The sequence below is a fragment of the Tenacibaculum dicentrarchi genome (assembly GCF_964036635.1).
Lineage (GTDB): Bacteria > Bacteroidota > Bacteroidia > Flavobacteriales > Flavobacteriaceae > Polaribacter > Polaribacter dicentrarchi.
Genome location: NZ_OZ038524.1, coordinates 1,204,894 through 1,215,699, shown reverse-complemented (window position 1 = coordinate 1,215,699; position 10,806 = coordinate 1,204,894). Strand labels below are relative to the sequence as shown.

General features: G+C 31.9%; 7 protein-coding genes, 2 tRNA genes and 1 rRNA gene. 2 read left to right on the top strand and 8 right to left on the bottom strand.

All coding sequences use genetic code 11. The features are described from left to right. Positions 1-126: 126 nt before the first annotated feature. From ABNT14_RS05385 to pbpC, 4 genes are all read right to left on the bottom strand, one after another. A tRNA-Ala gene (locus ABNT14_RS05385) sits at positions 127-200 on the bottom strand. Between the two features lie 86 nt (positions 201-286). Then, a tRNA-Ile gene (locus ABNT14_RS05380) sits at positions 287-360 on the bottom strand. An 81-nt stretch (positions 361-441) separates the two neighbouring features. After that, a 16S ribosomal RNA gene (locus tag ABNT14_RS05375) occupies positions 442-1,959 on the bottom strand. A 612-nt stretch (positions 1,960-2,571) separates the two neighbouring features. Next, positions 2,572-4,914 carry a penicillin-binding protein 1C gene (gene pbpC, locus ABNT14_RS05370; protein ID WP_101902066.1) on the bottom strand — a complete coding sequence of 781 codons (2,343 nt, stop codon included), beginning with the start codon at positions 4,912-4,914 and terminating at the stop codon, positions 2,572-2,574. A 91-nt stretch (positions 4,915-5,005) separates the two neighbouring features. Between pbpC and ABNT14_RS05365 the strand changes: the two genes are divergently transcribed. Continuing rightward, the gene (locus ABNT14_RS05365) at positions 5,006-5,953 is read left to right on the top strand and encodes a tRNA dihydrouridine synthase (protein WP_101902065.1); all 948 of its coding nucleotides are present in this window, start codon (positions 5,006-5,008) and stop codon (positions 5,951-5,953) included. Between the two features lie 72 nt (positions 5,954-6,025). Here ABNT14_RS05365 and ABNT14_RS05360 read toward each other — a convergent pair whose 3' ends face one another. Next, positions 6,026-7,339, bottom strand: coding sequence for a DEAD/DEAH box helicase (locus ABNT14_RS05360; protein ID WP_101902064.1), 1,314 nt, complete (start codon positions 7,337-7,339; stop codon positions 6,026-6,028). 199 nt (positions 7,340-7,538) lie between these two features. Here ABNT14_RS05360 and ABNT14_RS05355 point away from each other — a divergent pair, with 199 nt between their 5' ends. Continuing rightward, positions 7,539-8,321: an alpha/beta fold hydrolase gene (locus ABNT14_RS05355; protein WP_101902063.1), complete on the top strand. Its 783-nt coding sequence runs from the start codon at positions 7,539-7,541 to the stop codon at positions 8,319-8,321. Positions 8,322-8,735: 414 nt separating this feature from the next. Here the strand turns inward: ABNT14_RS05355 and ABNT14_RS05350 are convergent, their stop codons facing one another. The 3 genes from ABNT14_RS05350 to ABNT14_RS05340 form a co-directional block, all read right to left on the bottom strand. Then, positions 8,736-9,170: a hypothetical protein gene (locus ABNT14_RS05350; protein WP_058884983.1), complete on the bottom strand. Its 435-nt coding sequence runs from the start codon at positions 9,168-9,170 to the stop codon at positions 8,736-8,738. A gap of 102 nt (positions 9,171-9,272) precedes the next feature. Next, entirely contained in the window at positions 9,273-9,671 is a 399-nt protein-coding gene (locus ABNT14_RS05345; RefSeq protein WP_101902062.1) for a GlcG/HbpS family heme-binding protein, read from the bottom strand. Between the two features lie 39 nt (positions 9,672-9,710). Further along, positions 9,711-10,730, bottom strand: coding sequence for a PLP-dependent cysteine synthase family protein (locus ABNT14_RS05340; protein ID WP_101902061.1), 1,020 nt, complete (start codon positions 10,728-10,730; stop codon positions 9,711-9,713). Positions 10,731-10,806: the final 76 nt, after the last annotated feature.

The window sequence follows — 10,806 nt, the reverse complement described above, 5'->3', positions numbered from 1 at the left end:
TTGCGATTAACTCTCTATCTTGATTTCTTTACGATATCATTTTACCAATATGTCAATGAACTTTAATAATTACGAATGATGAATTACAAATTTATAATTCATAATTTTCAATTCGTAATTGAATTGTGGAGAATATCGGAGTCGAACCGATGACCTCTTGCGTGCAAGGCAAGCGCTCTAGCCAACTGAGCTAATCCCCCATTTGAAATTCAGAATTATGAATTCAGAATTACGAATTTAGAATCCTCTAGTTTCCAGAATTTCCTTTCTAACAACTTACTCTTTGTAGTCTCGGGCAGACTCGAACTGCCGACCTCTACATTATCAGTGTAGCGCTCTAACCAGCTGAGCTACGAGACTATAATAGCTTATTATTAGTGTGTTTTAAAATTAACAGCAAAGAGTAAAATTTCCCTTTTGTAACTCACCATCTTTCTCTAGAAAGGAGGTGTTCCAGCCGCACCTTCCGGTACGGCTACCTTGTTACGACTTAGCCCTAGTTACCAGTTTTACCCTAGGTCGCTCCTCGCGGTAACGAACTTCAGGCACCCCCAGCTTCCATGGCTTGACGGGCGGTGTGTACAAGGCCCGGGAACGTATTCACCGGATCATGGCTGATATCCGATTACTAGCGATTCCAGCTTCACGGAGTCGAGTTGCAGACTCCGATCCGAACTGTGATATGGTTTATAGATTCGCTCCTATTCGCATAGTGGCTGCTCATTGTCCATACCATTGTAGCACGTGTGTAGCCCAGGACGTAAGGGCCGTGATGATTTGACGTCATCCCCACCTTCCTCACGGTTTGCACCGGCAGTCTCTCTAGAGTCCTCAGCTTAACCTGTTAGCAACTAAAAATAGGGGTTGCGCTCGTTATAGGACTTAACCTGACACCTCACGGCACGAGCTGACGACAACCATGCAGCACCTTGTGATCTGTCCGAAGAAAACTCTATCTCTAAAGCTGTCAGACCACATTTAAGCCCTGGTAAGGTTCCTCGCGTATCATCGAATTAAACCACATGCTCCACCGCTTGTGCGGGCCCCCGTCAATTCCTTTGAGTTTCAGTCTTGCGACCGTACTCCCCAGGTGGGATACTTATCACTTTCGCTTAGTCACTGAACCGAAGTCCAACAACTAGTATCCATCGTTTACGGCGTGGACTACCAGGGTATCTAATCCTGTTCGCTCCCCACGCTTTCGTCCCTCAGCGTCAGTATATACGTAGTAGACTGCCTTCGCAATCGGTATTCTAAGTAATATCTATGCATTTCACCGCTACACTACTTATTCTATCTACTTCCATATAACTCAAGTCAATCAGTATCAAAGGCAGTTCCATCGTTGAGCGATGGGATTTCACCTCTGACTTAATTGACCGCCTGCGGACCCTTTAAACCCAATGATTCCGGATAACGCTCGGACCCTCCGTATTACCGCGGCTGCTGGCACGGAGTTAGCCGGTCCTTATTCTTACAGTACCGTCAAGGATCTACACGTAGATCGGTTTCTTCCTGTATAAAAGCAGTTTACAACCCATAGGGCAGTCATCCTGCACGCGGCATGGCTGGTTCAGAGTTGCCTCCATTGACCAATATTCCTCACTGCTGCCTCCCGTAGGAGTCTGGTCCGTGTCTCAGTACCAGTGTGGGGGATAATCCTCTCAGACCCCCTACCTATCGTTGCCATGGTAAGCCGTTACCTTACCATCTAGCTAATAGGACGCATAGTCATCTTGTACCCATAAATGTTTAATAGTGTTCCGATGCCGAAGCACTACATTATGGAGTATTAATCTTCATTTCTAAAGGCTATCCTCCTGTACAAGGCAGATTCTATACGCGTTACGCACCCGTTCGCCGGTCGTCATCTATGCAAGCATAATGTTACCCCTCGACTTGCATGTGTTAAGCCTGCCGCTAGCGTTCATCCTGAGCCAGGATCAAACTCTTCATTGTATATTTTAAATAATATTAATGAATAAGTTTCAAAAGAATTTAACTTCGTTAGAAGTTGTGGTTATTCTACTCTTATTTACGCTGTCAATTTCAATATTTTCAATGAACCTAGTTCTCTTTAAAAAAACCAGAGATAAGAATAATCTTATCATTTTTTGTAGAAACGTTAGAATCGAACTAACTGACGTACTATTTTGTCATTTCCAAATTTCTTTAATCGTTACGCTTTCTGAAAGCGGTTGCAAATATACATTCTTTTATTTGTTTTAAACAAGTTAAAATTAACTTATTTTTAAAAAAATGTTTTCATGAACTTTATAACAGTATAAATATAGCTATTATGGACTACAAATATATGACTCTTTTTTGATTTTTTAAGCTTTTTTATCCTTTTATTTTAAATAAAAAACAAAATAAACTGATTATCAGTTAGTTTTATTTTTTAGAGACTCTATTACTTTAAAAATAAACTCTAAAAATCATTGAAAAACTAAATTACTAGCCCCGATTGAAGCTTTGTTTGAGCTCTTTTTTATTTTTTCTTTTCAAAAAATAAAAAAAGCGAGTGCGGAAAGCGGGAAATTGCTTCTAATAAAAAATATTTACATAATTTTATAAAATTTCCAAGAAGCATATTTGTTCATTTCCAAAATTATCTACCACCATAATTTTATGATTTCCTTTTTGAGGCGTTATTGCCTGTTCATGATACTGGGTTGTACTCGAAATAAAAACATTATTTAAATACCAATACAAAATAGCACTACTATTAGTATGTGTTACTTTTAAAATAATAGGGTTTAATTTATTATTATCGCCTTTTGTTAAAGATATTTTAGAATATTTTTTTGTTGGAAATACAAAATCCATTGTATTCTTTTGTAACTTATCACAATCACTTCTGTAAGTTGGTAAAATAGTATAATCGGCATTTTTTTGCTTATAATAATGTGCCATTAAAGGAGGTAAAATAAACCAAGTTTTGTTTTTTATATTAGTTATAGACTCGCAATTAGATGTTACTTGAAAATTTTCAGACGCATCAACAGTTATTTGCTTGTGATATGGGCATGGCTTTGCTCTTACGCCATTTTTAGGAATCCGTTTTATAACTGACTTACAAATTGGTAACGCTAAATAACCACTTTTCACACAAATTTCTTCTTCAATTAAGGCTTCGAAAGGTTCTAAAAACCAAGTTGATTTTGGCAACACATCAAAAACATTAAATAATAAAGGAGCTGCACTTCCTACACCTGTTAAATCGGGTCTTCCTTCTCCGTCAGAATTTCCAACCCAAACTCCAACAACATATTTAGGAGTTACACCAATTGCCCAAGCATCTTTATTACCAAAACTAGTACCTGTTTTCCAACCTATTTTTTGAGAAGAATCAAAATATTTCCAAGATTGTTCTGTAAAAGGTCTGTTAACTTCTGTCAATGTATTTAAAGTTGTAAAAGCAACACCCGCATCAATATGTGTATCATTTTCTTGAATATTTCCAAAAGTTATTTTTTCAGCTTTCAAATAACTAGGTTCAATAAATTCATTTGAATAATAATTATGATTTGTAGTTTCAAAATGATTTACAACACCTGCATAACCTGCAAATGTTTTACACAAATCCCACAAACTCGCTTCTGCTCCTCCCAAAATTAATGATAATCCATAATAATCTGCCGATTTATTAATATCATATATGTTATAAGCTTTTAAATCTTCATTGAATTTCTCTAATCCATAGGTTTGCAACATACGAACCGAAGGGATATTTAAAGAACGAGTTAAAGCCTGATTAGCAGGTACTGCACCATCAAAATTTAAATCGAAATTTTTCGGGGTGTAACCTGCAATTTCAGTAGGTATATCTGCTACTAATTGACTCGGTAATATTGCACCAGATTGTAACATTTGTGCATATAAAAAAGGTTTTAAAGTACTCCCCGTACTTCGTGCTGAAACAACATTATTTACATCTTTTTGATGTTCTTTATCTGTTGGAGAATTACCTACATAACTTATTACTTTTCGTGTAGCAACATCTAAAACTAACACAGACATATTATATACTTCATTTTGTTTTTGATGCAAATAATGTTGTTTTATTAAATTATTTACTTGTTTTTGTATATGAATATCTAGTGAACTTTGAATATATTCTCCTTGATTATTTTTAGCAACTTCTTGTACAAAATGTGGTGCTATACTTGGTAATGGATATGGTTTTTCAGGTAAAAATTCCTCTAAAGCTAATTGATATGTTACTTTATCTATAATTTTTTGTTGATATAATTTTTTAAGTAATCTATTTCTTTTTAATTTTAATTTTTGTTGATTTTTCCCTGGATAAATTAAAGAAGGTGCATTTGGTAACACTGCCAAAGTTGCTGTTTCTGCCCAAGAAAGCTGATAGGGTTTTAATCCGAAGTAACGCCAAGAAGCCATTTCTAACCCCACTACATTCCCTCCAAAAGGAGCGTTTGAAGCATATAATTTTAAAATATCTTTTTTTGATAACCGAAACTCTAATCGAGTTGCTAATACTAATTCTTTTATTTTTTCTAGATAAGACCTATGTTTATTTTCTCTAGATAATCGAATTACTTGTTGTGTAAGTGTACTTCCACCTCTAATTACTCGTTTTGCTTTTATATTTTCAATAAATGCTTTTCCTATTGATATTGGATTAAATCCAAAATGTTGATAAAAATGAGCATCTTCAAATTGTAAAATACAGGCTTCAAACTTTTTAGGAACAGAATCTAATTCAGGAAATCGCCATTGTCCATCTTTTGCAATAACAGCACCTAAAAGTTGATTATTCTTAGCTGTAACAACTGTTGATGTTGGGCTTAAAAATAATTTATGAGGTAAACATAAGTAATAGATACTAATAAATAATATAGTAATAATTATTTTTAATCTGTACTTTTTTAATACGTTAAAAAACATTTTTATGTAGATGTAATGTATTTCAAAAGTATAAAGTTTTACGTTAAAATATCAACAATAAGTAAGTTATATTTGCAACTTATTAAATATTATGAGTTTTACATTACTTTCATCACCTTTACAAGGTTTTACTGATTTTAGATTTAGAAATGCACAACATAAATATTTTGGTGGTATTGATACTTATTATGCACCATATATTAGATTAAATGGTAAAATGGTTGTGAAATCGAGCTATAAGCGTGATTTATTACCTGAAAACAATAACACGTTAACTGTTATTCCTCAAGTTATTACTAATGACCCTGATGAATTCTTATTCGTTGCTAAATATGTACAAAGTTTAGGTTATAATGAGTTAAACTGGAACTTAGGTTGTCCATATCCGATGGTTACAAAATCAGGAATGGGTTCTGGATTAATTTGTAATCCTGCTAGAATTGATGAAGTTTTACACAAAGCACACAACGAAACTGATATTTTAGTTTCAATGAAAATGCGAATGGGTTATGAAAATAGTGAGGAAATTTTAAACTCCTTCCCTATTTTAGATAAATATCCTTTAAAAAATGTAGCTATTCACGCACGTATCGGAAAACAATTATACAAAGGTGGTGTTGATTTAGATGCTTTTCAAAAATGTATTGATGTTGCGAAACATCAATTATATTATAACGGAGATATTACATCGGTAGCAGGTTTTAAAGCAATGCAAGAACGTTTTCCTAGTATTAGTCACTTTATGATTGGTCGTGGTTTAATTGCTGACCCATTTTTACCACAGATGATTAAAGACAATACCACGGAATACCCTAAAGATAGATGGCAACGTTTTGAAGATTTTCATAATGAAATTTATCAACAATACGATGAATTTTTATCAGGACCAACACCTATAAAAATGAAAATGTTAGGTTTTTGGGAATATTTCTCTCAATCATTCTCTAATCCACAGAAAACTTACAAAAAAATTAAAAAAGCTGGAAATCCTAAAAAATATCAAGCAGCTGTAAAAGAAATTTTAGCTACTGAAAAATAATTATATAACAAAAAGAGCTTTACATATAATATGTAAAGCTCTTTTTTATTGTTAATAAATACGGATATAATATTATGCTAAAGTAATACGTACTTTTTTATTTTTTAAACGCGTATTATTTAATTGTTCAATTAATTTTTTCGCTTCACTTACAGGAACTGCTATAAAAGCACAATCTTGCTTTAACTCTATAACGCCTAATTGCTCTTTGGTTAAATTTCCTTTTTTAAAGAATAATCCTGCAATATCACCTTTTGATATTTTATCTTTTCTTCCTCCTGAAATAAATAATGTTTCCCAATACTGAGGTTTTATTTTTTGTTTCTGAGTTATACTTTCATTAGGTATATTTTTTAAAAATTCAGGTAAACTTTCTTTCTGCCATTTTAAAATATACGCTGTTCCTTTTGCATTTACTCGTGCTGTTCTTCCGTTTCTATGTGTAAACTCTTCTATTCTTTCTGGTAATTCGTAATGAATAATATATTTCATTTCAGGAATATCAATACCTCTTGCAGCTAAATCGGTTGCAATTAAAACTTGACTTGTACCATTTCTAAATTTTATTAACGAACGTTCACGGTCTCTTTGCTCCATTCCTCCAGAAAAACAACTGTGTGCAATTTTATTTTTCTTTAAAAATTCACTTACGTGATTAATACTATCTTTTAAATTACAAAAAATAATTCCTTGCTGATTTCCTACATGTTGTAACAAATCAAGTAACGTTTGATTTTTGTTTTTTATAGGAGAAACAACCGTTTTTAAAGTTAATTGTCTTGATTTTTTTCCTGTCAAGTAATTTAATACTGTCGGTTTATTTAAACCTACAAACTTAGGAATTTCAGTTTCTTGCGTTGCAGAGGTTAAAATACGTTTTTTCAGATTTGGTAATTGATTAATAATACCTCTCATTTCGTATTCAAAACCAACTTCTAATGATTTATCAAACTCATCTAAAATTAAGGTTTTAATACTATCTTTAGAAAAACGCTCATTTGCAAAATGGTCTAAAATTCTACCAGGTGTACCGATTAAAATACTCGGAATATGTTTTAACTCTATTTTATCTTTCGCCATTGAACGACCTCCATAAACAGCATTTACTTTAAATCCTGTTCCCATTTCACGAATTACCTGTTCTATTTGAATAGCTAATTCTCTTGATGGTACTAAAATTAGTACTTGAATATCTTTATTTTCTGGGTCAATTAACTTTAAGGCTGGTAATAAAAAACCTAACGTTTTACCCGTTCCTGTTGGCGATAATATAACCGTATTTGCAGTTGTTTCTACTACTGAAATAGCTTTTTTTTGCATTTCGTTTAACTCATAGATATTTAGTTTTGCTAAAATATCTTCCTGTGTTTTTACTGTCATTGCCATAATATTTATATCTATGAAGTTTTTTATAAGTTGCAAAGATAAGTAGTGTATTTTTATTTATCTTAAAAACGCTCGTTATTAGTTGCTAGTAATATAAAAATATGCCTATTTTTATATGTTTAAATAAATTCAATAAAAATTTTAGCTAGTAAAGTTATTAAATTAAATTATTTTAGCCTGAATTTTAAATTTTATTAATTTGTTAAACTACTATTCTTACGAACACCCTGTATCTAACCAATGGGTAACATTTGTACACGGAGCAGGTGGAAGCAGCGCTATTTGGTACAAACAAGTTCGAGAATTTAAAAAACATTTTAATGTTTTAATTTTAGATTTACGTGGTCATGGCGATAGCAAATCAATACTAAAAACACCTTTTCAGAAAAAATATACTTTTGATGCTATTACTGATGATATTTTAGAGGTCATCAATCATTTAAAAATTACAAAATCGCATTTTGTAGGCATTTCACTAGGGACTATTTTAATAAGAAACCTTGCCGAAAAAAAACCCGATTTGGTAAAAAGCATGATTATGGGTGGTGCGATTATCAAGCTAAACTTACGCTCTCGTTTTTTAATTTTTGCAGGAAACTTATGCAAATCTATTGTTCCTTATATGTTGTTATATAAGCTTTTTGCCTTTGTAATCATGCCAAATAAAAATCATAAAAAATCACGATTACTTTTTGTGAATGAAGCTAAAAAATTATATCAAAAAGAATTTTTACGATGGTTTAAACTAACTTCTGAAATAAATCCGTTATTGCGTTTATTTAGAATGAATGACCTTAAAATCCCTACCCTTTATATTATGGGCGAAGAAGATTATTTATTCTTACCGAGTATTAAAAATATAGTCGAAAAACACCTAAAAGCATCTTTAGTAATTGTTGAAAAATGCGGACACGTTGTAAATGTTGAAAAAGCAACTATTTTTAACAATAAAACGATTCAGTATATTAATTCAATAACATAAATAAAAATAATTTGAAGCAGTTTCCCGCTTTCCGCACTCGCTTTTTTTATTTTTTTTAAAAGAAAAAAACAAAAAAGAGCTCAAACAATTGCTTCAATCGGGGCTAGGGTTTTTAGTTTCAAACAAATAAGACTACTTAAAAGGTAATTTTAGTTAGCACCTAATTTAAAAATTAAATAAACTATCAGTTCGAGTGTTTTTTCCCTTTAAAAAATGTATCGAGAACTTTTTTATCATCAAAATAAATCAACAGAAAACAATTCAAATTCTCGATACAATTTCAATTCTCGATACAATTTCAATTCCTTTTAGTCATTAAAATCACTCGAATTGACAAGAATCAGCATAAAAAAAGCCTAAACAAGTAATTGCTTAGGCTTTTATCAGTACTATTTAAAAATAGTAATAACCATATTACATACTAAATAATTTGTTTACCTCATCTAAGGTTAACAATTTAGATTCAGTTAAAACATCTGGTTCTCTACTTACGTATTGTTGAATTTTCATTTTAACAATTCCTTGCTCTCTTACATATTTAAAGTAAACAGCCTCTCCATTTGCTTTAATTTGATATCTACTACCAGTAGATTCTTCAAAACCTCTAGCAATAATTTGATGTAATTTAGCAGCGTCGTTATCGACATTTTTAAATGAAAACGAAATGTATTCATTTACCGTATTGTTAATGTTTTTATAAAACAAATTATACGCCTCATTACCTACTTTTTCTAGGTAAACAAATTCTACCTGCCCAACAACATCTATTTTTGTTTTTTCAACAAATTCAATTTGAGCAAACGATATTGCTGAAAAAAACAATGCTGCTACTACTACTAATTTTTTCATAAATCTTAAAAATTTTATGTTACTATATTTTACTTAGTCATTAAAATAACGTTTTTTTTGAAAAAAAGTATGATTTTATCTAAAAAAACATTTTACTACTTTTTAAATAGCCCTTGCTCCTGCTTCAGCTACTCTATGGTCATTTTCTACGGAACTACCACTCACTCCAATAGCTCCAATTATTGTTCCGTTTTCATCTTTTACTGGCACACCTCCTGGAAAAGTAATTAATCCGTTATTCGAATGCTCAATATTATATAAGGGTTGTCCTGGTTGAGATAATTCACCAATAATTCCTGTATTCATATCGAAAAAACGAGCAGTTTTTGCTTTTTTAATCGAAATATCTAAAGAACCTAACCATGCACCATCCATACGAGCAAAAGCAACTAAGTTTGCACCTGCATCAACAACTGCAATATTCATTTTTGTGTCAATTTCTATTGATTTTGCTTTTGCTGCTACAATAATTTTTTCCGCTTGTTGTAATGTGATGTTCATACTGTTTTATTTTTAATTAATAATTGATTTTAATTATTTTTAAACCTCAACGAAAGAATTCGACTCTAAAAAACACTGTTCTTTCATCCAAGTATCAGAATATATTTTATTCATATAACGAGATCCGTGGTCGGGTAAAAGTAATACAACTACACTATCTTTATCAAAATATCCTTTTTCATTATATTGTTTGGTTGCCTGTAAAACAGCGCCAGAAGTATATCCGCAGAATAAGCCTTCTGTTTTCACTAATTTTCTTGCAGTAAGCGCAGCATCTTTGTCGGATACTTTTTCATAAATATCAATCACATCAAAATCTGTGGCTGTTGGAATTAAATTCTTTCCTAAACCTTCAATTTTATAAGGCGATATTTCATTTTCATCAAACTTACCTGTTTCATGATATTTTTTTAAAACAGAACCGATGGCATCGACTCCTAAAACTTTTATTTTCGGATTTTTCTCTTTCAAATACTTTCCTGTACCCGAAATTGTTCCGCCTGTTCCACTTGCAATAACTACGTGTGTTACTTTTCCTTTTGTTTGTTTCCAAATTTCAGGACCTGTCGTTTTATAATGTGCTTCTATATTCAGTTCATTAAAATACTGATTGATATAAATAGATCCTGGATTTTCTTTATGTAATCTTTTTGCTACTTCGTAATACGAACGAGCATCATCCGCAGGAACATTTGCAGGACAAACATGTACCTGAGCTCCCATTGATTTTAACATATCAATTTTATCTTGTGATGATTTATCGCTTACCGCTAAAATACATTTATATCCTTTAATAACACTAATCATCGCTAATGAAAAACCTGTGTTTCCTGAAGTTGTTTCAACAATGGTATCTCCTTTTTTTAAGATACCTTTTTTCTCGGCGCTTTCAATAATATGCAACGCAATTCTATCTTTTGCCGAATGCCCCGGATTAAAAGCCTCTACTTTGGCGTAATACGTTCCTAAAAAATTTTTTGTTATTTTGGCTAACCTTACCATAGGGGTTTGCCCTATTAAATCTAAAATTGAGTTGGTAATTCCTTTGTTTCTATTCATTGTTCTCTTAATAAGAAAGCGTCATTGTACAAAATAAAAATTGACTTCTTACAACTCTTACAATGACGCTTGTACT

Bases quoted from the DNA above. Each gene is read 5' to 3' on its own strand.
- ABNT14_RS05360 (WP_101902064.1), bottom strand. From the start codon at position 7,339: ATGGCAATGACAGTAAAAACACAGGAAGATATTTTAGCAAAACTAAAT.
- ABNT14_RS05365 (WP_101902065.1), top strand. From the start codon at position 5,006: ATGAGTTTTACATTACTTTCATCACCTTTACAAGGTTTTACTGATTTT.
- ABNT14_RS05345 (WP_101902062.1), bottom strand. From the start codon at position 9,671: ATGAACATCACATTACAACAAGCGGAAAAAATTATTGTAGCAGCAAAA.
- ABNT14_RS05350 (WP_058884983.1), bottom strand. From the start codon at position 9,170: ATGAAAAAATTAGTAGTAGTAGCAGCATTGTTTTTTTCAGCAATATCG.
- ABNT14_RS05340 (WP_101902061.1), bottom strand. From the start codon at position 10,730: ATGAATAGAAACAAAGGAATTACCAACTCAATTTTAGATTTAATAGGG.
- pbpC (WP_101902066.1), bottom strand. From the start codon at position 4,914: ATGTTTTTTAACGTATTAAAAAAGTACAGATTAAAAATAATTATTACT.